This window comes from Microbacterium sp. LMX7-1.2 (assembly GCF_040675935.1).
Taxonomy (GTDB): domain Bacteria; phylum Actinomycetota; class Actinomycetes; order Actinomycetales; family Microbacteriaceae; genus Microbacterium.
The window spans coordinates 3,499,416-3,520,862 of the sequence record NZ_JBEGIL010000001.1 but is presented as its reverse complement, the minus strand read 5'-3'; the positions used below and the strand labels follow the sequence as shown (position 1 = coordinate 3,520,862).

The following is a 21,447-nucleotide window of genomic DNA, read 5'->3' as shown; positions in this document are numbered from 1 at the left end:
CTTACTCCTCCCCTTCCTCGGTGCCGGCGGGGGCGGTGGTACCCGGGTAGTTGCCCAGACGGTCGTAAGCGTCCGTGATGTCTCCCGTGTTCCCCTCCTCCTTCAGCGACTCGAGGTAGGCGTCGTATTCGTCCTGCTCAACGACCTTGACGTTGAAGAGCATCATCGAGTGGTACTCGCCGCAGAGCTCGGCGCACTTGCCGGCGTACTCCCCGACGCGGGTGGGGATGAACGACCAGGAGTTGTCCTTCCCGATGTACATGTCCTTCTTGTAGAGGAAGTCGATGATCCAGAAGGAGTGGATGACGTCGCGGGACTGAAGGTCGATCGTGACCTTCTTGTCGACCGGCAGCACCAGCGTGGGGAGCTGCTCCTGGTCGATGTTGCCCTCGGCGTCCGGCTGGGCCTGGATGCCCATGGTCCACACGGCGTCGGAGTTGTCGTCCTCATCGCCGTCGTACTGGAAGTCCCACGCCCACTGCTTGGCGATCGCGGTGATCTCGACGTCGGGGTCGTCCCACTTCGCCTCGATCGCAGCCTGGTCGCGGGCCGTGAAGAAGAACATGCCCAGCACGAGGATGAGCGGCACGATCGTGTAGAAGATCTCGATCGGCATGTTGTAGCGCATCTGCACCGGCAGACCGGTCTGTCCCTTGCGGCGACGGTAGGCGATCGCGGCCCAGGCCATCAGGCCCCAGGTGATCACGCCGACGGCGAGGAGGACGATCCACGAATTGACCCAGAGCGAGGACACCCGCTCGGTCTGGTTCGTGGCTGCTGGTCCGTCGTCCACGAAGCCCGGGAGGTACCCGTTCAGCTCGGTGGTGGTACATCCAGCCAGGGCCACGGCGGTCACTACTCCCAGGGGAAGAGCGACCCAACGAAGGCGGCGTTTCGAGGGCACGATGCACCTTTCAGATTGCGGACAGGGCACACCCAAGTCTAGGGCAACCTCACACCCGATTCATGCCAACCACGCAGGTTGGCGGAGTCGATCCGGATCAGTGGAAGCTGTCGCCGCAGGCGCAGCTGCCCGCAGCATTCGGGTTGTCGATCGTGAAGCCCTGCTCGGAGATCGTGTCCTTGAAGTCGATCGATGCGCCGTCCAGGTACGGGACGCTCATGTTGTCGACGATGACCTCGACGCCGTCGAAGTCGACCGTCTCGTCGCCCTCGAGGAAGCGCTCGTCGAAGTAGAGCTGGTAGATGAGTCCCGAGCATCCGCCGGGCTGCACGGCGACGCGCAGACGCAGGTCGTCGCGGCCCTCCTGCTCGAGCAGGTTCTTGACCTTGGTGGCGGCCGCGTCGGTCAGCTTCACGCCGTGCGCCTGGGTGGTCTCTGCCGGGGTGAGTGTGGTGTCGCTCATGTCGCTCCTTCTGATCGGCCGTGCTCGCACACGGCTGGTAGCTCGATTTTACCCTTCGCCCTGCCGGGCGGGGTCAGATCACGACGTCGTTCATGCGTGCCAGCAGCAGCGCCTCGGTCGCGACGGCATGCCGGAACGTGTCGAGGTGCAGGGATTCGTTCGGGCTGTGCGCACGCGAATGAGGATCCTCCACGCCGGTGACGAGGATCTGCGCCTCGGGGAACTCGCGGACGAGGTCCGCGATGAACGGGATCGATCCGCCGACTCCGAGGTCGATCGGGGCGACGCCGTAGCCGTCGTGCATCGCCGAGCGCGTGAGGGACACGGCCCAGCCGCTCGTGTCCACGAGGAAGCCGTTGCCGAGGTCGACGTCGGAGAACGTCAGCTCGGCGCCGAACGGTGCGTGGGCGCGCAGATGGGCCTCGAGTGCCGCGTACGCCTCCTCCCCCGACTGCCCCGGTGCGACGCGGGCGCTGATCACGACCGAGACCTCCGGCAGGAGGGTGTTGGATGCCGCGGCGACACTCGTGGCGTCGATGCCGATGATCGTCACCGAGGGCTTGTTCCAGATACGGCTGAGGATCGTGCCATCGCCGATCGGCGTGGTCCCGGGCAGCAGACCCGCCTCGTCGCGGAGGGTCTCCTCGGTGTAGTCGGGCGTGGGTGCGTCGCGCTCGGTCATACCCTCGACGGCGACCGAGCCGTCGGCGTTCCACAGCGTGGACAGCATGGTGACCGTCGCCATCATGGCGTCGGGCACCGCTCCCCCGAACATGCCGGAGTGCGAGGCGTGATCGAGCGTGCGCACGCGCACCGTGAAGCGCGCGTTGCCCCGCAGCGAGACCGTGAGGCCCGGGGTCTCCGAGTCCCAGTTGCCGGAGTCGGCGACGACGATCGCATCCGCGCGCAGCGCCTCCTTGTTGTCGGACAGGAACTGCGCGAACGAGCGGGAGCCGTACTCCTCCTCCCCCTCGATGAACATCGCGATGCCGAGTTCGAGGTCATCGCCGAGCACCTCGGCGACGGCGCGGATCGAGGCGATGTGCGCCATGATCCCGGCCTTGTCGTCGGCGGCTCCGCGTCCGTAGAGGCGCCCGTCGCGCACCGTCGGTTCGAAGGGCGGGGTCTCCCACAGCGCGTCGTCACCCGGAGGCTGCACGTCGTGGTGCGCGTAGAGCAGGATGGTCGGCTTGCCGTTCTTCGCCGCGCGCGTCGCGAGCACGGCCGGCTGCCCGACCTCGTCGGTGCCCGGGATCGCCGCACGAAGGATCCGGACGCTGTCGAACACGCCCGTGTCCTCGGCCAGCGCCGCGACGGCCTCGGAGCTGCGCTCGAGTTGCGTCTGGTCGAACGCGGGCCAGGCCATCCCGGGGATGCGCACGAGGCGCCCCAGGTCGCTGAGAGCAGCCGGCATCCCGGTTGCGGCCGACTCCAGGACGGCGGGTTCGCGGTCGCTGGTCGGAATCTGGTCGCCGGGCTGAACAGGAGAAGTCATGCGAGTAATCTTAAGGTGATCCGCTCTCATCGAACCGAGGAACCTCGTGGCCACTTCCCCCGCATCTCCGCCGACGAACGACGACGCCCCCGAGACGAACGCCGTGGGCAAGGGGCGCGCCACGCCGACCCGAGCAGAGCAGGAGGCGGCTCGCCGACGCCCGCTCGTCGCGAACACCAAGGAGGCCAAGGCCGCGGCGCGCGCCGAGCTCAACGAGCGCCGCTCGCGCGCCCAGGCGGGCCTCGCAGCGGGTGAGGAGAAGTACCTGCCTGCCCGTGACAAGGGTCCACAGCGCCGCTGGGTCCGAGACTATGTGGATGCCGGATGGCACCCCGCCGAGTTCGTGATGGGCGTCATGGTGCTCGTGATCCTCATCTCGCTGCTCCCGCCGAACCTCGCGATCGGCGGCTTCGCGGTCGCCGGCTGGGCGTACCTCGTGATGATGGCCTACCTCGTGATCGCGATCGGCGGAATGATCCTGCTCGGCTACCGCGTGAAGAGGAAGATCGCGGCGAAGTTCGGCAAGGAGCGGATGGAGCGCGGCCTGGGCTGGTACGCCGCCATGCGGTCGCTGCAGATGCGGTTCATGCGCCTTCCGAAGGCTCAGGTCAAGCGCGGCCAGTACCCGGGCTGACCCACGTATGTGAAAGGCGCCTCCCGCTCTGTGCGAGCCGGAGGCGCCTTTTCGCTGCCGCTCATGTCAGCGACGGCGGAGCCGGAGGAGACCCCGGTTGATCTCCCGACCCCAGAGCGGACCGCGGTAGAGGAAGGCCGTGTAGCCCTGCACGAGCGTCGCACCGGCATCCAGGCGCTCCTGCACGTCGGCGGGCGTCTCGACGCCGCCGACCGCGATCACGCAGAAGTCCTCGGGGACGGCCCCGCGCACCAGGCGCAGCACCTGCAGGGAACGCTCCTTGAGCGGGGCTCCGGACAGACCTCCGGCCCCTGCGGCCTCCACGGTCGCGTCGTCGGTCAGGAGACCGTCGCGACTGATCGTGGTGTTGTGCGCGATGATTCCCGCAACGCCCTCCGCGACGGCGAGCTGCGCGATCGCGGTGATCTCCTCGTCGGGGAGGTCGGGCGCGATCTTGACGAGAAGCGGCGTGTCGCCGGACGCCGCCTTCACGGCGCGCAGCAGCGGCGCGAGCGTCTCGACGGCCTGCAGCCCGCGCAATCCCGGGGTGTTCGGCGAGGAGACGTTGACCGCGAGGTAGTCCGCGAGCGGGGCGAGGCGCGTCGCGGAGGCGACGTAGTCCGCGGTCGCGTCCTCCACCTCGACCACGCGGCTCTTGCCGATGTTGACGCCGATCACCGTGTCGGGCGCGCCACGGCGGAGCTTCGCGAGGCGCCGAGCCGCGGCATCCGCTCCCTGGTTGTTGAACCCCATGCGGTTGATGACCGCACGGTCGGCGATGAGTCGGAACAGCCGGGGCTTCGGGTTGCCGTCCTGCGGGATCGCCGTGAGCGTGCCGACCTCGACGTGTCCGAACCCGAGCGCGGCGAGCCCCTTCACGCCGACGGCGTTCTTGTCGAAGCCTGCCGCGATCCCGAACGGCGAGGGGAACGTGAGCCCCAGCGCCTCGACGCGGAGCGACGGGTCGGGCTTCGTCAGCGCGCGGGTCACGCCGGCGAACGGCGGCGCGCCGAGCACCCTGATCACCGCCATGCCGGCGTGATGGGCGAACTCGGGGTCGAAGCGCGCCAGGACGGCGCGGAAGAGCAGCGGATACATCCCTGCCAGGTTACCGGTCGGCGGGCTCGCGCTCGGCGTGATCGGCCCGGAGGTCGGTGATCGCGCTCTCGAAGTCCTCGAGGGAGTCGAAGGCCTGGTAGACGCTCGCGAAACGCAGGTAGGCGACCTCGTCGAGATCACGGAGCGGGCCGAGGATGGCCAGGCCGATCTCGTTCGTGTCGAGCTGCGAGACGCCCGTCTGGCGCACGGCCTCCTCCACCCGCTGGGCGAGGATCGCGAGGTCGGCCTCGGTGACGGGACGCCCCTGGCAGGCCTTGCGCACGCCCGAGATCACCTTCTCCCGACTGAACGGCTCCATGACGCCGGAGCGCTTGATCACGTTGAGGCTCGCGGTCTCGGTCGTCGTGAAGCGACCGCCGCACTCGGGACACTGGCGACGTCGGCGGATCGAGAGGCCGTCGTCGCTGGTGCGCGAGTCGATGACGCGGGAGTCCGGATGACGGCAGAACGGGCAGTGCATCTGACCGATCCTACGCGGTGAAGCGCGCCTCGACGGCCTCGCCGTGCGCGGGCAGGATCTCGGTGTTCGCGAGCGCCACGACGCCTGCGCGCACCGCGGAGAGGGCGGCGTGGTCGTACCGGATGACCTGCTGCGGGCGCAGGAACGTGTAGGCACCGAGCCCGGGTGCGTATCGCGCCTGCCCGCCGGTCGGCAGCACGTGGTTGCTTCCGGCCATGTAGTCCCCGAGGCTCACGGGCGTCTGGTCCCCGACGAAGACGGCTCCCGCGCTGGTGAAGGACGCGGCGGCCTCCTCGGCATCCGCGAGGTGCAGCTCGAGGTGCTCGGGGGCGTAGGCGTTGCTGAAAGCGGTGGCCATGCCGCGGCCGTCCACGAGGACGATCGCCGACTGGGGGCCGTCGAGTGCGACCGCGACGCGCGCGGCGTGGCGGGTCCGCTCGGCCTGGCGTGACACCTCCGCTGCGACTTGCTCCGCAAGTTCGACGGAATCCGTCACGAGCACGACGGACGCCTCCTCGTCGTGCTCGGCCTGACTCACGAGGTCGGCGGCGACGAGTCGCGCATCCGCGGCGGAGTCGGCGACCACGAGGATCTCCGTCGCGCCCGCCTCCGAATCTGTGCCCACCACTCCCGCGACGGCACGCTTGGCGGAGGCGACGTAGTTGTTGCCAGGGCCCGACACGACATCGACCGGGTCGAGGCCGACTGACGCGACGCCGTGGGCGAACGCGCCGATCGCGCCGGCTCCCCCCATGGCGTACACCTCCGTGATGCCGAGCAGACCCGCAGCGGCGAGGATCGTCGGGTGGATGCGGCCGCCCTGGTCGGCCTGAGGCGGCGAGGCCAGAGCGATCTGCGTCACGCCTGCGACCTGCGCCGGTACGACGTTCATGATGACGCTCGACGGGTACACGGCCTTGCCGCCGGGGATGTAGACGCCGACGCGCTGCACCGGCTGCCAGCGCTGGGTGATCGTGGCGCCGTCGCCGATCTGCGTGACCTGCGGTGCGGGCACCTGCGCAGTGGAGGCGAGACGCACGCGGCGGATCGCTTCCTCCAGTGCATCGCGCACCGCGGCGTCCAGGGCGTCCAGCGCCTCCTGGATGTGCGCGGCGGGCACGCGTACGTCGTGTCCCGTCACCTGGTCGAACCGCTCGGCCTGCTCGCGCAGAGCGACCTCGCCGCGGTCGCGGACGTCGTCGACGATGCGCGCGGCGGTGTCGAGGGCCTCGGCCCTGGCCTGGGTGGCGCGCGGCACGGCCGCGAGCATGTCGGCGGGCGAGAGCTCGCGCCCTCGCAGATCGATCGTGCGCACAGATCAGCCCTTCGTGATGTCCGCGATGTCGTGCAGATAGCCGATGCGCCCGTCGTCATGACGCACCACGTAGGCGCCGCCGCGATCCTCGATCACGAGCGCCCAGGCGGTCGGCCCGATCCGGAAGATCGCGTCGCCGCGCTCGTCGTGCACGTCGCGCTCGGTGGGCGCGAGGATCCAGAACGGCTGGGGCGCTGGTGCGGATTCACGCGGATTCGTGGCATCGAGGTCGACGTCTCCCACGGTTGCGAACGCCTCGGTCCGGGGTGCGCCGACCTCCTGTGCGGGAGCACCCAGGATCGACTCGATGCTGCCGGTGTCGGAGACGATGTCCGGTTCCTCGTTCCAGGTGCGACGCGAGTAGGCCGGCGTGTACTCCTCATCGGAGGTCGCCTGCTCGGTCCCCGTCCCGCCACCGGAGGCGTGGGAGGACAGCGGCACCTGCGACGCGAGATCGAGGCGGGCGACCTCGTCGGTCGCCTGCTGACCCGAGAGCTCGACGTCGAGGCCGTCGGCGGGGAGCGTCACGTAGCTGTCGGGTGCGAGCGTCGGGTTCGGCTGGCCTTCCGGGAACCCGGCGCCCTCGGCGGCGGGGTCGGCGACAGTCGGCTCAGGGCGCTCGGGGCGCTCCGGGCGCGGACGCGCGATCACGGGGCGCGCCGGGTTGGCGTTGCGGTGCGCGAGCGTGACGAGGCGACCGTGGAAGTCCTCGCGGAGGCCGGGGATGAGAGGCGCGAAGACCGTGACGGCGACGAGGGCGAGGGCGACGGCGAACTGCACCCAGGGCACCCAGACGACCGCGGAGACGCCCGTCGCGATCACGACAGACACGTACTCCCAGAGGAGCTGAGCCCACCAGACGGCCGCGACGGAGAAGGCCACGGACGCGAACTGGTCGATTCCCAGCGATCCGACGCGACGGATGCCCTCGGGTGAGAACCGGCGGAGCACGAGCAGGAACACCGCGACGGTCGGAACGCCGATCGGCAGCACCCAGGAGATCCCCTGGGCCCACAGCGACGGCGACCAGCCGAGGGGCACGAACGACAGGACGAAGAGGACGAGCCATGCGCCCACGATCACGAGTTCGCGCAGGGTGAGACCGAGGATGCCGTACTCCGGCGTCACCTCGTCGTCGTAGAGGACGCCGTCGTCGTCGGAGAAGGTCTCGTCGGCGGCGGAAACGGCGGACACGGAGGCCGTGGTGTCGGCATCCGCGGGATCACTGTTCAGGAAGGGGGATTCCGTGCTCATGGGTGGTCCTTTCGTCACGGTACGGGTTCGGACGCCTCGTACCCAACGGGTCAAGATCCTACCGGCTGCTCCGGAGAGTGCACCCGGTAGGTCGCCCCGCGCAACCTCGGATGACGGTGGAGACGGGGTTCGATGACGTCGGAGGCGGATTCAGCCGAGGCAGGAGGGGCCGAGCAGCGACTTCAGGTCGCCGAACAGGTCCGCCGAGACCTTGACGGGCATCGGCACCTCGAACACCTTGGCTCTGCCGCCGCGATGCACACGCAGCATGACCTCGGTCTCGCCGCTGTGTCGCCGCAGGATGTCCGCAAGGTCCTGCATGACCCGTTCGGTCGCACGCTGCTCCGCGAGCACGAGCGCGAGCGGACCGGCGGCGTCGAACGACCCGACGTCGGGGGCGAACGCCGACTGTGCGTGCAGATTGAGGCCGTCGTCGCGTCGCGAGACCCGTCCGCGCACCGCGAGGATCGAGTCCTGCTGCAGCGTGTGCTGGAACTCCGTGTAGGTCTTTCCCATGAACATGACAGTGACCTCGCCGTTGAAGTCCTCGACCGTGATCATGCCGTACGGGTTTCCACTGGCTTTCGCGACGCGGTGCTGCACGCTCGTGACGAGCCCGGCGACGGTCACCTGGTCGCCGTCCTGGAGGTCTTCCGAGTTGTTGAGGTCGTGGATCGAGATCGACGCGTGCTTCGCGAGGGGGACCTCGAGTCCGGCGAGCGGATGGTCGGACACGTACAGCCCGAGCATCTCCCTCTCGAACGCGAGCTTGTCCTTCTTGATCCATTCCGGGCGGGCGGGGACCTTGGCCGGTGCCGTCTCCTCCATGCCGTCGTAGAGGCTGTCGAAATCGAAGCCGATCGCGCCCTGGGCCTCGTTGCGCTTGCGGTCCACCGCCGCTTCGACCGCATCCTCGTGGATCTCCATGAGCGCGCGGCGGGTGTCGCCCATGGAGTCGAACGCTCCGGCCTTGATCAGCGACTCGACCGTGCGCTTGTTCGAGACGTGCAGCGGCACGGTGTCGAGGAAGTGATGGAACGACGTGAACCGTTCGTCCTTGCGCGAGGTGACGATGCCGTCGACCACGTTGCCGCCGACGTTGCGCACGGCGCCGAGGCCGAAGCGGATGTCGTCGCCGACGGCCGCGAAGTAGTTGATCGACTCGGAGACGTCGGGCGGGAGTACCTTGATCCCCATGCGGCGGCACTCGTTGAGGTAGAGCGCCATCTTGTCCTTGGAGTCGCCGACGCTGGTCAGCAGCGCGGCCATGTACTCGGCCGGGTAGTGCGCCTTGAGGTAGGCGGTCCAGTAGGACACCACGCCGTAGGCGGCGGAGTGGGCTTTGTTGAACGCGTAGTCGGAGAAGGGCAGCAGGATCTCCCACAGCGCGTTGACCGCGGCGTCGGAGTAGCCGTTGGCGTGCATGCCCGCCTGGAAGCCTTCGAACTGCTTGTCGAGTTCGGACTTCTTCTTCTTGCCCATCGCGCGCCGGAGGATGTCGGCCTGTCCGAGGGAGAACCCGGCCACGCGCTGGGCGATGGCCATGACCTGCTCCTGGTAGATGATCAGACCGTAGGACTCCTCGAGGATGTCGGCCAGTGACTCCGTGAACTCCGGATGGATCGGAGTGATCGGCTGCGCGCCGTTCTTGCGCAGCGCGTAGTTGGTGTGCGAGTTGGCTCCCATGGGGCCGGGGCGGTACAGCGCGATGAGGGCCGAGATGTCGCCGAAGTTGTCGGGCTTCATCAGGCGCATGAGCGAGCGCATCGGCCCGCCGTCGAGCTGGAACACGCCGAGCGAGTCACCGCGCGCGAGGAGGTCGTACGCGCCGCGGTCATCGAGCGCGAGGTGCTCGAGGTCGAGCTCCTCTCCCCTGTTCATGCGGATGTTGTCGAGAGCGTCGGAGATGATGGTGAGGTTGCGGAGCCCCAGGAAGTCCATCTTGATGAGTCCGAGGGACTCGCACGACGGGTAGTCGAACTGCGTGACGATCTGGCCGTCCTGCTCACGGCGCATGATCGGGATGATGTCGAGCAGCGGCTCGGACGACATGATCACACCGGCGGCGTGCACGCCCCACTGGCGCTTGAGCCCCTCGAGACCGAGTGCGCGATCGAACACCGTCTTCGCCTCGGGATCGGTCTCGATCAGCGCGCGGAACTCGCTCGCCTCCTTGTACCGCTTGTGAGCGGAGTCGAACATGCCGCCGAGCTCCATGTCCTTGCCCATGACGGGCGGCGGCATGGCTTTCGTGAGGCGCTCGCCCATGCTGAACGGGAAGCCGAGCACGCGGCCGGCATCCTTGAGGGCCTGCTTGGACTTGATGGTTCCGTAGGTCACGATCTGCGCGACGCGCTCGGAGCCGTACTTCTTCGTCACGTACTCGATGACCTCGCCGCGGCGACGGTCGTCGAAATCGACGTCGAAGTCGGGCATGGAGACGCGGTCGGGGTTGAGGAACCGCTCGAAGATCAGTCCGTGCTCGAGTGGGTCGAGGTCGGTGATCTTCATGGCGTAGGCGACCATGGAGCCGGCGCCCGAGCCACGCCCCGGTCCGACGCGGATGCCGTTGTCCTTGGCCCAGTTGATGAAGTCGGCGACGACGAGGAAGTACCCGGGGAAGCCCATCTGCAGGATGATGCCGGTCTCGTACTCCGCCTGCTTGCGGACCTTGTCGGGGATGCCGTTCGGGTACCGGTAGTGGAGGCCGGCCTCCACCTCCTTGATGAGCCAGCTGTCCTCGGTCTCACCGTCCGGAACGGGGAAGCGCGGCATGTAGTTGGCGGCTGTGTTGAACTCCACCTCGCAGCGCTCGGCGATCAGGAGCGTGTTATCGCACGCCTCCGGGTGATCGCGGAAGAGCTGACGCATCTCGGCGGCGGTCTTGATGTAGTAGCCGTCGCCGTCGAACTTGAACCGGTTCGGGTCGTCGAGCGTCGAGCCGGACTGCACGCACAGCAGCGCCTCGTGCGCGTCGGCCTCGTGCTGGTGGGTGTAGTGCGAGTCGTTGGTGCCGACGAGCGGGATGTTCAGGTCCTTCGCGAGCCGGATGAGGTCCGACATCACGCGCCGCTCGATCGAGAGGCCGTGGTCCATGATCTCGGCGAAGTAGTTCTCCTTGCCGAAGAGGTCCTGGAACTCCGCCGCCGCCGCACGCGCCGCGTCGTACTGCCCGAGTCGCAGGCGGGTCTGGATCTCCCCCGAGGGGCAGCCGGTGGTGGCGATCAGGCCCTTCCCGTAGGTCTGCAGGAGTTCCCGGTCCATGCGGGGCTTGAAGTAGTAGCCCTCCATGCTCGACAGCGAGCTGAGCCGGAACAGGTTGTGCATGCCCTGCGTGGTCTCGCTCCACATGGTCATGTGGGTGTACGCACCGGATCCCGAGACGTCGTCGCTCTTCTGGTCGGGCGACCCCCACTGCACGCGGGTCTTGTCGCTGCGGTGGGTGCCGGGCGTCACATACGCTTCGAGGCCCACGATGGGCTTGACGCCCGCGGCGTTGGCCGCCTTGTAGAACTCGAAGGCCGCGAAGGTGTTGCCGTGGTCGGTCACGGCGATCGCCGGCATCCCGTAATCGGCGGCGGCCTGGGTCATCGACGCGATCTTCGCCGCACCGTCGAGCATCGAGTACTCGCTGTGCACGTGCAGGTGGACGAAGGAGTCGGATGCCATGGTCCGAGTCTACTTTCGGCGTCCGACATCGCGGCCGCGGAGCCCGGCATCGTGAACAGATGCCGGGGCGGAGAGGACCGCTGTTTCGGTCCTCTCAAGGGAGCGTGCTGACAACGGTCTCCGAATACGTCGTGCGGAAGTCGGGGACGTCGACTCGAACGACGTCACCCTCCCCGAGCTCCGAGGTGAAGGTGGTGCCGGTCACCATACCCGTCGCCATGTCGACGGTCACCGTGGACCTCCTGATCGACTCGCCCGTCCCCCACTCCGGCGCGGAATCGAAGGTGATCGTCCGCCGACCATCCTGCAGGTCGCTGACCGAGGAACCCGGGAGCGTGCCCAGCGCGCGATAGATCGCTGCCCGGACATGGGACGGCCCGACGTTCTGCGCCAGCAGCTCGATCATCACCCATCCCACCTTGGCGTCCACCCACGCCGGCGTGTCTCCGCCGAGGTAGGACCGCAACCACTCGACCATCGCCCCGGACTCGAGCGGCATGGCGGAGTAGAACTGCGCGAGGTCGGAGGCCCCCTCGACGTCGAGCGGCGGCCTGAGCACAGTCCATGACGACCTCGGCGCACCGAGCCCGGACCGGTCGAGCTGCTGGCGCCCCTGCAGTTCGGCGACGCTCGTGTCGCCGAAGAGGTCTCCGAGCTCCGCTGGTCCGGTCTCGAAATACGCGCTCTGGGTGAGGTCTCCCGGCACGTAGGACGTTCCCGACATCCGCAGCGTCCATGCGCTGGTGGCTGTGGTGCGGAGGACACCCATACCCGGTTCGCTCGTGCCCACGCTGTCGTTGAACAGACTCAGCTCCTCCCGCGTCCATTCCTGACGCAGGTACTGACCGGGGGCGAGATCAGGCGCGCGATAGGACTCGGCGGCGACCGCCGCCCCCTGCAGAACCTGCGCAGCAGTCTCCGGGACCGGCGCGGCCGTGGGAGTAGACGTCGGCGCGGGCGACGGTGTGGTGCCCGACTCCCTGGTCGGGACCGCCTCCACCCGTGGAGCCGGCGCCGTGAGCTGACCGACCACCATGACCGTCGCGGTCGCCGCGGCGACTCCAGCGACGGCGCCGGCGATGAGAAACATCGGCCGGCGGCTCACACGCTTGCGCGCCGATGCCATCCCGCTGTCGATGCCCTCGAGCAGCCGGGCGCGCGCCCCGGCGATCCGCTCGTCGGTAAGGCTCTCCCCCGTGCCCACTTCACGCACGCGCTCGAAACCGTCCATCGACCTCTCCTTCCTTCTTCTTCACCGTTCGGATGGGGCCAGCGCCGCGGTGCGGATCCAGCCGGGTGCGCACGCGATTGATGCGCGAGCGCACCGTGCCCACCGGAACCCCGAGGGCTTCGGCGACCTCCTCGTACGTCAGGTCCCCCCAGGCGTACAGCAGGAGCGTCTCTCGGTCCTTCGCCGACAGCGACGCGATCCGCGGGGCGAGCTCGCGGGTCGAGATCTCAGCATCCAGCCGCGCGATGGTCGTCTCGAGGTCGCCGTGCGAGATGTGCTCCTCGCGGTGGGCGGACTCGATGCTCGACCTGAGGTGCTTGGCCTCCGTCGCCCGATGCTTCCTGATCAGTCGGGAGGCGATCCCGAACAACCACGGCAGGGCACTGTCCCTCGTCGTGTCGAACGCCTTCCGGCGTGCGAACGCGACGAGGAACGTCTCGCTGAGGATGTCCTCTCCGGCATCCGCGCCGAGGCGTCGGGCGGCGTACCGTCCCACCACTCCTGCGTGTCTGTCGAAGATTTCGGCGAACGCTCGGGGCTGCCCGAGCGACCGCCGAATGATCTCGCTGTCTGTGTTCACACTATGTATTGCCTCTGCGATCCCCAACGGTTCGCGATTTTCTCGAATTCTTCGAGAATCCCCGCGTCACCGCAGATCCAGCCGCATCAGCACTCGGGGGAAGCCGTTCAGGACCGACCCGGTGTCGGCGGCCTTGACGAAGCCCGCATCCTCGAAGATCTTGCGCGTGCCGACGTAGGCCATGGTCAGGTCGACCTTCTGACCCTTGTTGTCGACCGGATACGCCTCGACCATGGGCGCCCCGCGCTCCCGCGCGTAGGAGACCGCGCCGTCGACCAGCGCATGGGTGATGCCCTGCTTGCGATGGCCGGGTCGCACTCGCAGGCACCAGAGCGACCATACATCGAGGTCGTCGACGTGCGGGATGAGGCGGTTCGTCGCGAAGCTCGTATCGCTGCGCGGGTGCAGTGCCGCCCACCCCACGGGCTCGTCATCGAGATAGGCGATCACCCCGGGAGGTGGATCCTGATGGCAGAGCTCGCGCACCCTCTCGGCTCGGGCGGGGCCCTTCAACGCCTGGTTCTCTTTGCTGCCGATGCGGTAGCTCAGGCAGAAGCACACGTTCGACGTCGGCTTCTTCGGACCGACGAGGGTCGCGACGTCATCGAACGCGGTGGCCGGCCTCACCTCGATCCGCTCGCTCCCGGTGCCCATGGGCCCAGTCTGGACCACGGCTCCGACATGCGCACCTAGTCGAGCTCGACGATCCGCTGATCCGTGTTCGAGTACGTGATCGAGTCCGCCGTGCTGCCGACGAGACCCATGGTCACGTCCAGCAGACCCGGCTCGAGGTCGGTGAGCGGCGGCGGCGTGTCGAGTCCGATCGTGAGCGGTTCCCCGCCCAGCGCGGAGGCGCTCACCGATCCGAGGTAGACGCTCACATGCCCCTGCAAGGACATCGTGTCGGCGGTGGTGACGAGCCCCGGGCCGTCGGGCGGACGGACCGTGAGCGAGAATCCGTCGATCGTGATCGAGTCGGCGCTGATCTTGAGCACTCGCACTCCGCCACCGTCCACGGTCGGCACGGTGACGATCGAGATCCCGGAGAGTCCCGTGAAGGACAACGACTTCGACCCTAGAGCCGTCGGCGTACCGGTGAAGACGGGCGCGGCATCGTCGACGGGTGCGGGCACGGGGTCGACCGGTGCGGGCTGCACGGGCGGAGCCGGAACCGTCGGCAGAGGAGCCGCGGGCAGCGACGGATCCGCGGGATCGGTCGGGGACGGGCTCTCGGACGGCGTCACGGGATCGGTCTCCGGATCCGGACAGTAGATCAGCGGGATGCAGAAGCCCGCCTGAGGGTGCGGGGCGGCCGCTCCGAGCGTCATCGGTGTCACCGCGGCGGCGACGACGAGCGCAGCGGCGGCGAGGGCGGGGCGACGGATCACGTCGCTGTCGCCCCGACGTCCGGCGCCTCGACGGAGATCGTCTCACGCGGGGCCATCCACGCCACGACGAGGACGCCCCCGATGACGGACAGGAGCATGCCGATGAGGAACCCGCCCAAATTGACGCCGATCAGCGAGTACAGGGCGACCGCGAGCGCGATCACTCCGTAGAACACATGGTGCGCGGGCATGGTGATCGCCAGGATGCCGAGGAGCAGCAGCACGACGGGGATGATCGTGGCCTGGAGTCCTTCGATGCCGAGCTGCACATGCAGGTGTCCGATGTCGAGCTGCCCCGAGAAGAGCATCTCGATGCCGCCGAGCGCGACGAGGATGCCGCCGATGAAGGGACGCTGGCGACACCACGCGCGGAAGCGCCCGGGCACGGCGACGGCGGTCTCCGGCGAGTTGTCGGTCACGGCATCCGTCCCGTTCAGAAGCATCCCTGCGAACCGTCCGTGAGCTCGAGCGACATCCCCTTCAGCGTGAACACGGACGCCTGGGTGCTCCATGCGGTCTGCTGGAGGTTCGTGATCGAGATCGTGTCGGAGTCCTGGGCGAAGTCGCCCGGTGTGCCCTTGGCGTCGGTGTTCACGGTCGAGGCGTCGACGCCGATGCGGATCCCGCCGAACGTCGCGTCGCCCTTGAGACCGGTCATCCCGATCTGCAGGTCGCTCGCGGTCGCCGGTTCCCCGCCCCCGCCGGCCTTGATGAGAACCCCGACGGTGCCGAGCGGCGTCTCGGTGATGACCGACTGGCAGAGGTCGCTGAGCGTCGCGCTCTTGATGTTGGCGATCGCGACGGTGTGCTCTCCGCCCTCGGTGTCGGTCGCTACGCCCGCGTACTGCGAGAACCCCGTGCCCTCGAGCTGGCTCGCGCCGATCTGGAACTGACTGCCCGAGACGGCGAACGATACGGGCACGGAGCCCTGCGCCACTCCTCCGAGCAGGACTGCGGCGACGATCCCCGCCGGGACGGCGGCGAGAGTGATGCGTCCGGCGTGCGACGAGGTCGCGGCGGACAGGACTCTGGACGGCTTCGGGAACTTCATCGATCCTCCTCCTTCGCGCGGACGGCTCCGTCAGCGCGATGGTCCGATCCTATGCCTTATTGATTCAGAGTCAATACCTGTACTCGTTAGGCTTCAGGCATGTCGTCGGAGCGCCGTTCTCGCCTCAGCCCCGACGAGCGCCGCGCCCAGCTGATCGCGATCGGGGTGCACTTCCTGACGGAGCACCCGCTCGACGACCTCACGATCGAGGATCTCGCGCTCCGCGCCGGCGTCTCGAAAGCCCTGGTCTTCCACTACTTCGAAAGTCGCCAGGGGCTCGAGCGGGCGATCGTCACGACCGCCAGGGACAGCCTCCTCCTCGCGACCGAGCCGCGCCTCGACCTCCCCCCGCGCGAACGGATCAGAGACACCCTGCTGCGGATCTCCGGGTTCGTGCGGGACCACAGCGGCACCTTCTCCTCCCTCGTCCGCGGCGTCGCGAGCGGCGACCCGGCCGTGCGCGCGATCGTCGACGAGTCCCGCGAACTCAACGCGCTGCGCCTCCGAGAGGCCTTCGTCGAGCTGGGTGTGCGCGACGACGTGGCGCTGCGCGTGGCGCTGCGCGCCTGGGTGTCGTTCACCGAGGAGGCGCTTCTCGAACTGGTCGTGGATCGGCGAGTCGGCGATGATGCTGTCGTCGACTTCCTCGGGAGGACGCTCGACGGCGTCGTCGACGCCGCGCGGGACGCACGCTTCTGAGTCACTCCCCGCGCAGCACCTCGAGCGCGTGCTGGAAATCGGCAGGATACGGCGACTCGAACTGCACCCACTCCCCCGTCGCCGGGTGCGTGAATGCGAGCTGATGGGCATGCAGCCACTGCCGGGTCAGCCCGAGACGCGCCGACAGCGTCGGGTCCGCCCCGTAGAGGGGATCGCCCACGCACGGATGCCGGTGCGCGGCCATGTGTACGCGGATCTGGTGCGTGCGTCCGGTCTCGAGATGGATCTCGAGCAGGGATGCCCCGGGGAACGCCTCGAGAGTCTCGTAGTGCGTGACAGAGGGCTTGCCGTCGGGGACGACCGCGAACTTCCACGAGTGCCCGGGATGCCGACCGATCGGAGCGTCGATCGTTCCCGCGAGCGGGTCGGGATGCCCCTGGACGACCGCGTGGTAGATCTTCTCGACCGTGCGCTCCTTGAAGGCGTGCTTGAGGGCGGTGTAGGCCGAATCGGTCTTGGCGACGACCATGAGCCCGCTCGTGCCGACGTCGAGGCGATGCACGACGCCTTGCCGCTCGGGAGCACCGCTGGTCGCGATGCGGAACCCCGCCGCAGCCAACGCGCCGACCACCGTCGGGCCGTCCCACCCGAGGGAGGGATGCGCGGCGACGCCCGTGGGCTTGTCGACCACCACGATGTCATCGTCGTCGTACACGATGCCGAGTTCCGGAACCGCGATCGGGATGATCCGCGGCTCCTCCTTCGGCTGCCATTCGACCTCGAGCCAGCCCCCGCCGCGCAGGCGGTCGGACTTGTCGAGGACGGTCCCGTCGACGCGGACACCACCGGCGGCGGCGACGTCTGCCGCGAACGTCCGGGAGAAGCCCAGCATCTTCGCGAGCGCAGCATCGACGCGCACGCCGTCCAACCCGTCCGGGACGGGAAGAGATCGGAACTCCACGATCAGCGACCGTCCGCGGTCGACGCTCCGGCGGAGGCCTCCGGCGTGTCCGGACGGGCCGCGGAATCGTCGTCGTTCGCGGCATCGGCCTCGTGATCCGCGGCCACCGCCGCGGCCTCGGCATCCTCGTCGTTCTCGACGACCGCATGCTCGTGGTCACGCTCGCGCGTTCCGTCGAAGCGCAGGCCGAACACCACCAGGAGGGCGACCGAGATCATGCCCGTGACGATGAACACGTCGGCGACGTTGAAGATCGCCGGGAGCATCCACGGCATCGAGATCATGTCGACGACATGCCCCACACCGAAGCCCGGCTCACGGAACAGACGATCGCCGAGGTTTCCGAGCACGCCTCCGAGCAGACCGCCCAGCACGACGGCCCAGAGCCGCGAGCGCAGCCCTGTGGCCTTCCACACGATCACGACCGCCACGACCGCGAGCGCGATCGTGAAGATCCACGTCACGTCGGAGCCGAGCGAGAACGCCGCGCCGGGATTCCGGACGTAGTACCACTGGAGGAACTCGCCGAGAACCGGCACCGGCTCCTGCAGGGGCAGGTACGTGATCGTGAGGTACTTCACACACTGATCGGCGGCCAGCACGAGCGCTGCGATGATCGCAACGATCGCGCCGGCCGCCGACCGACGAAGGGGAGGGCGTCCTGGCAAAAGGACGACCTACAGACCGATCGCGGAGACCGGGGTCGAGTCCGTCGACGCCGACTTCTCGTCGAGGTCGCGGAGCTGGCCCTCGATGTAACCGCGCAGCTGCGAACGGTAGTCGCGCTCGAAGTTACGGAGCTCGGTGATGCGGGCCTCGAGCGTGTTGCGCTCGCGCTCCAGACGCGCCGACTCCTCGCGCTGCTTGGCCTCGGCCTCGGTGCGGATGCGCGTGACCTCGCCCTCCGCGTCCGCGATGAGCTGGGCGCGCTTGGCCTCACCCTCGGCGACGTGCTCGTCGTGCAGACGCTGCGCGAGCTCGATGATGCCGGCGGTGGCGGTCGCGGAACCCGACGGGGCGGGCTCGGCAGCAGGGGTCTCGACGACGGGGGCGGGCGCCTCGGCGACGGGAGCAGCCGGAGCGGCGGCCTCGGGGGCCTCGCCGGACTCGAAAGCGGCCAGCTTGGCCTTGAGCTCGACATTCTCCTCGAGGGCCTTGCGCCACTCGATGACGATCTCGTCGAGGAAGTCGTCGACCTCGTCCGGGTCGAATCCGTCCTTGAAGCGGACGTGCTGGAACTGCTTGGTGACGACGTCATCCGGGGTAAGTGCCATGGTGGCTCCTTCGATGAGTTCGGTTGCCAGTTTCGAGAATGGCGTGGTCGTGATGTGGCGCGAACCCGGGGCGCGCACCTGGGAGCCAAGCATAGTCCCCGAGCCTGGTCGTCGCGATGCCGCGACACCCGGTCACCCGGAACTCGCGGCGTGTCAGCGGAAGATCCCCACGATGTTCATGAGGATCAGCACGATCAGGATCGTGAGGGAGAACCCGAAGTCGAGCGACAGCGATCCGATCCGCAACGGCGGTATGAGCCGCCGGAAGAACCGGACCGGCGGATCGGTGATGGTGTAGACGACTTCGGCGGCCACGAGACCGGCGCCCTTGGGTCGCCACTCGCGGTTGAACAGCGGGATGTAGTCGAGGATCAACCGCGCGAAGAGGACGAGCAGGTACAGCAGCAGCGCCGTGTGGACGATGCTCGCGAGGACGGAGACGAGCCCCACGGGTTACGACTGGTCGAAGCCCGCGGACTCGGCGTCCGCGTGCGCGATGCCCCCGTGACCGGAGACGTTGATGTTCTCCGGCGAGAGGAGGAACACCTTCGAGGTCACGCGCTCGATGCGGCCGTACAGGCCCAGTGAGAGGCCGGAGGCGAAGTCGATCAGACGGCGCGCGTCCGCGTCGCTCATCTGCGAGAGGTTGATGATGACCGGCACGCCCTCGCGGAAGCTCTCGGCGATGAGCTGGGCATCGCGGTACTGCTTGGGGTGCACGGTGAGGATCTCGTTCACTGCCCCTCCTGCGGGCTGACGCACGGCGACGGGACGACGCAGCGGGGTGATCGGCGCGGGGGCCGGCTCTTCACGGTCACGGTCGCGATCACGCTCGCGGTGGGCGCGGGCCGGAGCCTGCTGCTCCTCCTCGTAGACCTCTTCCTCGTCGGCGAGGCCGAGATACACCATGGTCTTCTTCAGCGGGTTACCCATCGTGTCCTCCGGTTCGAACGTGTCGGGCTGGTCTGGTTAGAGGTTAACCCCGGTCGGGGCGGGGTCCCGTGATTGCGGAGCCGATCCGAAGGTGTGTCGCGCCGGCCGCGATCGCCTCGACGAAGTCGCCGGTCATACCCGCCGAGATCCAGTCGGCGTCGGGCGCGACCTCTCTGAGCTCCTCGGAGAGGTCGCGCAGACGGGCGAACGCCGGAGCCGGGTCCTGATCGAGCGGGGCGACGGCCATCACGCCCCGCAGGCGGAGCGACGGCAGCGTGAGGATGTGCTCCGCGAGCGATCGCACGTCCGCGGGATCGACGCCCCCACGACCCGGGTCGTCGGTCAGATTGACCTGCACGGTCACATCGAGGACGTCGTCTCCCTCGGCGGCGCGGTGCAGCGCGTCGGCCAGCCGGTCACGATCGACCGAGTGCACGGCATCCGCGCTCCGTCGGATCGCGGCGGCCTTGTTGGTCTGCGCCTGGCCGATGAAGTGCCAGCGCACATCCACGTCGCCGAGCTCGGCGGTCTTGCCGGAGAGCTCCTGCTGCCGGTTCTCCCCCACGTCGCGCACTCCCAGCTCCGCGAGCTCGCGCACGAGCGAGGCGGGGTGGAACTTCGTGACGACGATCCGGGAGATCTCCGCGGGATCGCGTCCAGCGAGACGCGCGGCGTCGGCGATGCGATCATCGATCGCCGACAGCCGCGCGGCCAGCTCGGTCACTTGAGGAATTCGGGGATGTCGATGTCGTCGTCGGCGAAGGCCGGCTCGATGCTCGTCGCGGTCACGCGCTGCGGCGTCTGCTCGGGCTTCTCGGCGGGCTCGGATGCCGCGGGAGCGGCGTCCTCGTCGCTGGGGAGCGACACCTCCGGCAGCGTGCTCGCGGCGGCGGGGCGGGTGACGACCATCGGGTCGAGGCGCAGCGACGGTTCGCCGCCGTCGAAGCCCGCGGCGATCACCGTGACGCGCACCTCGTCGCCGAGGGTGTCGTCGATGACCGTTCCGAAGATGATGTTCGCCTCCGGGTGCGCGGCCTCCTTGACGAGATCGGCGGCGTCGTGGATCTCGAAGATGCCGAGGTTCGATCCACCCTGGATCGAGAGGAGCACACCGTGTGCGCCTTCGATCGACGCTTCGAGCAGCGGCGATTCGACCGCGAGCTCGGCGGCCTTGATCGCTCGGTCAGCGCCGCGCGCCGAGCCGATGCCCATGAGCGCGGAGCCTGCCCCCTGCATGACCGACTTCACGTCGGCGAAGTCCAGGTTGATGAGACCCGGCGTCGTGATGAGGTCGGTGATGCCCTGCACACCGGCCAGGAGCACCTGGTCGGCCGTGGCGAACGCCTCGATCATCGAGATGCCGCGGTCGCTGATCTCGAGGAGCCGGTCGTTCGGGACGACGATGAGGGTGTCGACCTCTTCCTTGAGCTTGGAGACGCCTGCCTCGGCCTGGCTCTGTCGACGGCGGCCCTCGAACGAGAACGGCTTCGTGACGACGCCGATGGTCAGCGCGCCGATCGACTTCGCGATGCGCGCGACCACGGGGGCGCCGCCGGTGCCGGTGCCGCCGCCCTCTCCCGCGGTGACGAAGACCATGTCGGCGCCGGTCAGGGCCTGCTCGATCTCCTCCGCGTGATCCTCGGCGGCGCGGCGTCCGACCTCGGGGTCGGCCCCAGCTCCGAGTCCGCGGGTGAGCTCACGCCCCACGTCGAGCTTGACGTCTGCGTCGCTCATGAGGAGCGCCTGCGCGTCGGTGTTGACGGCGATGAACTCGACTCCGCGGAGGCCGAGCTCGATCATGCGGTTGACGGCGTTGACGCCGCCACCGCCGACGCCGACGACCTTGATCACGGCGAGGTAGTTCTGGTTCTGGCTCATGGCCGGCCTCCGAAAGATTCGAGCCTGTCTTGTGGTGTCCGCCGGCCGGGTCAAACCTTAAACCTCAACTAGAGGTGTAAAGTGTTTCCCGGTATCGGTTTCTCTTGTTCGAAGGTAAGCGCCGCGCGCACGCGTGGTCGCAGCGACACGGGCGTGTCGCCCGTTTGCCGTCGGAACC

Annotated in this window: 23 protein-coding genes; 2 read left to right on the top strand and 21 right to left on the bottom strand. The window is 68.5% G+C overall.

Annotation, left to right across the window (positions count from 1 at the left end; genetic code table 11):
- Position 1: 1 nt before the first annotated feature.
- The 3 genes from coxB to MRBLMX7_RS17260 form a co-directional block, all read right to left on the bottom strand.
- Entirely contained in the window at positions 2-904 is a 903-nt protein-coding gene (gene coxB, locus MRBLMX7_RS17270; protein WP_050723755.1) for a cytochrome c oxidase subunit II, read from the bottom strand.
- A gap of 97 nt (positions 905-1,001) precedes the next feature.
- The gene (erpA, locus tag MRBLMX7_RS17265; RefSeq protein WP_050723754.1) at positions 1,002-1,367 is read right to left on the bottom strand and encodes an iron-sulfur cluster insertion protein ErpA; all 366 of its coding nucleotides are present in this window, start codon (positions 1,365-1,367) and stop codon (positions 1,002-1,004) included.
- A 73-nt stretch (positions 1,368-1,440) separates the two neighbouring features.
- On the bottom strand, positions 1,441-2,862 hold the full coding sequence (locus MRBLMX7_RS17260; protein WP_363370361.1) for a dipeptidase: 1,422 nt from the start codon (positions 2,860-2,862) through the stop codon (positions 1,441-1,443).
- 46 nt (positions 2,863-2,908) lie between these two features.
- On the opposite strand from MRBLMX7_RS17260, the gene MRBLMX7_RS17255 reads away from it, so the two are divergent.
- A complete protein-coding gene (locus tag MRBLMX7_RS17255) occupies positions 2,909-3,496 on the top strand; it encodes a DUF3043 domain-containing protein (protein ID WP_363370359.1) in 588 nt (195 codons plus the stop codon).
- 66 nt (positions 3,497-3,562) lie between these two features.
- Here MRBLMX7_RS17255 and MRBLMX7_RS17250 read toward each other — a convergent pair whose 3' ends face one another.
- From MRBLMX7_RS17250 to MRBLMX7_RS17200, 11 genes are all read right to left on the bottom strand, one after another.
- Positions 3,563-4,594: a quinone-dependent dihydroorotate dehydrogenase gene (locus MRBLMX7_RS17250; RefSeq protein WP_363370358.1), complete on the bottom strand. Its 1,032-nt coding sequence runs from the start codon at positions 4,592-4,594 to the stop codon at positions 3,563-3,565.
- Between the two features lie 10 nt (positions 4,595-4,604).
- Positions 4,605-5,075 carry a transcriptional regulator NrdR gene (gene nrdR / locus MRBLMX7_RS17245; protein ID WP_050723750.1) on the bottom strand — a complete coding sequence of 157 codons (471 nt, stop codon included), beginning with the start codon at positions 5,073-5,075 and terminating at the stop codon, positions 4,605-4,607.
- Positions 5,076-5,085: 10 nt separating this feature from the next.
- On the bottom strand, positions 5,086-6,390 hold the full coding sequence (hisD, locus tag MRBLMX7_RS17240) for a histidinol dehydrogenase (protein ID WP_363370356.1): 1,305 nt from the start codon (positions 6,388-6,390) through the stop codon (positions 5,086-5,088).
- Positions 6,391-6,393: 3 nt separating this feature from the next.
- Entirely contained in the window at positions 6,394-7,644 is a 1,251-nt protein-coding gene (locus MRBLMX7_RS17235) for a hypothetical protein (RefSeq protein WP_363370354.1), read from the bottom strand.
- A gap of 150 nt (positions 7,645-7,794) precedes the next feature.
- Positions 7,795-11,313 (bottom strand): DNA polymerase III subunit alpha, encoded by a 3,519-nt coding sequence (gene dnaE / locus MRBLMX7_RS17230; RefSeq protein WP_363370352.1) that lies wholly within the window; start codon positions 11,311-11,313, stop codon positions 7,795-7,797.
- A gap of 94 nt (positions 11,314-11,407) precedes the next feature.
- Positions 11,408-12,544, bottom strand: coding sequence for a hypothetical protein (locus tag MRBLMX7_RS17225; protein ID WP_363370350.1), 1,137 nt, complete (start codon positions 12,542-12,544; stop codon positions 11,408-11,410).
- Positions 12,519-13,124 carry an RNA polymerase sigma factor gene (locus MRBLMX7_RS17220; protein ID WP_363370348.1) on the bottom strand — a complete coding sequence of 202 codons (606 nt, stop codon included), beginning with the start codon at positions 13,122-13,124 and terminating at the stop codon, positions 12,519-12,521. The genes MRBLMX7_RS17225 and MRBLMX7_RS17220 overlap by 26 nt, the downstream gene beginning before the upstream one ends.
- Positions 13,125-13,190: 66 nt before the next feature.
- The gene (locus MRBLMX7_RS17215; protein ID WP_363370346.1) at positions 13,191-13,778 is read right to left on the bottom strand and encodes a GNAT family N-acetyltransferase; all 588 of its coding nucleotides are present in this window, start codon (positions 13,776-13,778) and stop codon (positions 13,191-13,193) included.
- Positions 13,779-13,813: 35 nt separating this feature from the next.
- A complete protein-coding gene (locus MRBLMX7_RS17210) occupies positions 13,814-14,512 on the bottom strand; it encodes a hypothetical protein (RefSeq protein ID WP_363370344.1) in 699 nt (232 codons plus the stop codon).
- Complete coding sequence (locus MRBLMX7_RS17205; protein WP_363370342.1) at positions 14,509-14,955, bottom strand: DUF6114 domain-containing protein; 447 nt, start codon at positions 14,953-14,955, stop codon at positions 14,509-14,511. Before MRBLMX7_RS17205 ends, MRBLMX7_RS17210 begins: the two co-directional genes overlap by 4 nt.
- Complete coding sequence (locus MRBLMX7_RS17200) at positions 14,946-15,563, bottom strand: DUF6230 family protein (RefSeq protein WP_050723745.1); 618 nt, start codon at positions 15,561-15,563, stop codon at positions 14,946-14,948. The genes MRBLMX7_RS17205 and MRBLMX7_RS17200 overlap by 10 nt, the downstream gene beginning before the upstream one ends.
- Before the next feature lie 99 nt (positions 15,564-15,662).
- Here MRBLMX7_RS17200 and MRBLMX7_RS17195 point away from each other — a divergent pair, with 99 nt between their 5' ends.
- A complete protein-coding gene (locus tag MRBLMX7_RS17195; protein WP_363370340.1) occupies positions 15,663-16,262 on the top strand; it encodes a TetR/AcrR family transcriptional regulator in 600 nt (199 codons plus the stop codon).
- Between the two features lies 1 nt (position 16,263).
- On the opposite strand, the gene MRBLMX7_RS17190 is transcribed toward MRBLMX7_RS17195, so the two are convergent.
- The 7 genes from MRBLMX7_RS17190 to ftsZ all read right to left on the bottom strand — a co-directional run bounded on the left by MRBLMX7_RS17190 (position 16,264) and on the right by ftsZ (position 21,269).
- Complete coding sequence (locus MRBLMX7_RS17190; protein ID WP_363370338.1) at positions 16,264-17,184, bottom strand: RluA family pseudouridine synthase; 921 nt, start codon at positions 17,182-17,184, stop codon at positions 16,264-16,266.
- Positions 17,185-17,186: 2 nt separating this feature from the next.
- Positions 17,187-17,798: a signal peptidase II gene (gene lspA, locus MRBLMX7_RS17185; protein WP_414685153.1), complete on the bottom strand. Its 612-nt coding sequence runs from the start codon at positions 17,796-17,798 to the stop codon at positions 17,187-17,189.
- 63 nt (positions 17,799-17,861) lie between these two features.
- Positions 17,862-18,458: a DivIVA domain-containing protein gene (locus MRBLMX7_RS17180; RefSeq protein ID WP_363370336.1), complete on the bottom strand. Its 597-nt coding sequence runs from the start codon at positions 18,456-18,458 to the stop codon at positions 17,862-17,864.
- A gap of 153 nt (positions 18,459-18,611) precedes the next feature.
- On the bottom strand, positions 18,612-18,908 hold the full coding sequence (locus MRBLMX7_RS17175) for a YggT family protein (RefSeq protein WP_050723741.1): 297 nt from the start codon (positions 18,906-18,908) through the stop codon (positions 18,612-18,614).
- A 3-nt stretch (positions 18,909-18,911) separates the two neighbouring features.
- Entirely contained in the window at positions 18,912-19,391 is a 480-nt protein-coding gene (locus MRBLMX7_RS17170) for a cell division protein SepF (protein ID WP_363370335.1), read from the bottom strand.
- A 43-nt stretch (positions 19,392-19,434) separates the two neighbouring features.
- Entirely contained in the window at positions 19,435-20,115 is a 681-nt protein-coding gene (locus MRBLMX7_RS17165; protein WP_363370333.1) for a YggS family pyridoxal phosphate-dependent enzyme, read from the bottom strand.
- A complete protein-coding gene (gene ftsZ, locus MRBLMX7_RS17160) occupies positions 20,112-21,269 on the bottom strand; it encodes a cell division protein FtsZ (RefSeq protein ID WP_363370331.1) in 1,158 nt (385 codons plus the stop codon). The genes MRBLMX7_RS17165 and ftsZ overlap by 4 nt, the downstream gene beginning before the upstream one ends.
- Positions 21,270-21,447: the final 178 nt, after the last annotated feature.

What these genes read in the sequence shown, in the direction of transcription:
- MRBLMX7_RS17200 (WP_050723745.1), bottom strand. Translation starts at nt 15,563, where the DNA reads ATGAAGTTCCCGAAGCCGTCCAGAGTCCTGTCCGCCGCGACCTCGTCG.
- MRBLMX7_RS17205 (WP_363370342.1), bottom strand. Translation starts at nt 14,955, where the DNA reads ATGCTTCTGAACGGGACGGATGCCGTGACCGACAACTCGCCGGAGACC.
- MRBLMX7_RS17260 (WP_363370361.1), bottom strand. Translation starts at nt 2,862, where the DNA reads ATGACTTCTCCTGTTCAGCCCGGCGACCAGATTCCGACCAGCGACCGC.
- MRBLMX7_RS17225 (WP_363370350.1), bottom strand. Translation starts at nt 12,544, where the DNA reads ATGGACGGTTTCGAGCGCGTGCGTGAAGTGGGCACGGGGGAGAGCCTT.
- MRBLMX7_RS17250 (WP_363370358.1), bottom strand. Translation starts at nt 4,594, where the DNA reads ATGTATCCGCTGCTCTTCCGCGCCGTCCTGGCGCGCTTCGACCCCGAG.
- nrdR (WP_050723750.1), bottom strand. Translation starts at nt 5,075, where the DNA reads ATGCACTGCCCGTTCTGCCGTCATCCGGACTCCCGCGTCATCGACTCG.
- MRBLMX7_RS17215 (WP_363370346.1), bottom strand. Translation starts at nt 13,778, where the DNA reads ATGGGCACCGGGAGCGAGCGGATCGAGGTGAGGCCGGCCACCGCGTTC.
- erpA (WP_050723754.1), bottom strand. Translation starts at nt 1,367, where the DNA reads ATGAGCGACACCACACTCACCCCGGCAGAGACCACCCAGGCGCACGGC.
- MRBLMX7_RS17235 (WP_363370354.1), bottom strand. Translation starts at nt 7,644, where the DNA reads ATGAGCACGGAATCCCCCTTCCTGAACAGTGATCCCGCGGATGCCGAC.
- dnaE (WP_363370352.1), bottom strand. Translation starts at nt 11,313, where the DNA reads ATGGCATCCGACTCCTTCGTCCACCTGCACGTGCACAGCGAGTACTCG.
- MRBLMX7_RS17170 (WP_363370335.1), bottom strand. Translation starts at nt 19,391, where the DNA reads ATGGGTAACCCGCTGAAGAAGACCATGGTGTATCTCGGCCTCGCCGAC.
- MRBLMX7_RS17195 (WP_363370340.1), top strand. Translation starts at nt 15,663, where the DNA reads ATGTCGTCGGAGCGCCGTTCTCGCCTCAGCCCCGACGAGCGCCGCGCC.
- ftsZ (WP_363370331.1), bottom strand. Translation starts at nt 21,269, where the DNA reads ATGAGCCAGAACCAGAACTACCTCGCCGTGATCAAGGTCGTCGGCGTC.
- MRBLMX7_RS17180 (WP_363370336.1), bottom strand. Translation starts at nt 18,458, where the DNA reads ATGGCACTTACCCCGGATGACGTCGTCACCAAGCAGTTCCAGCACGTC.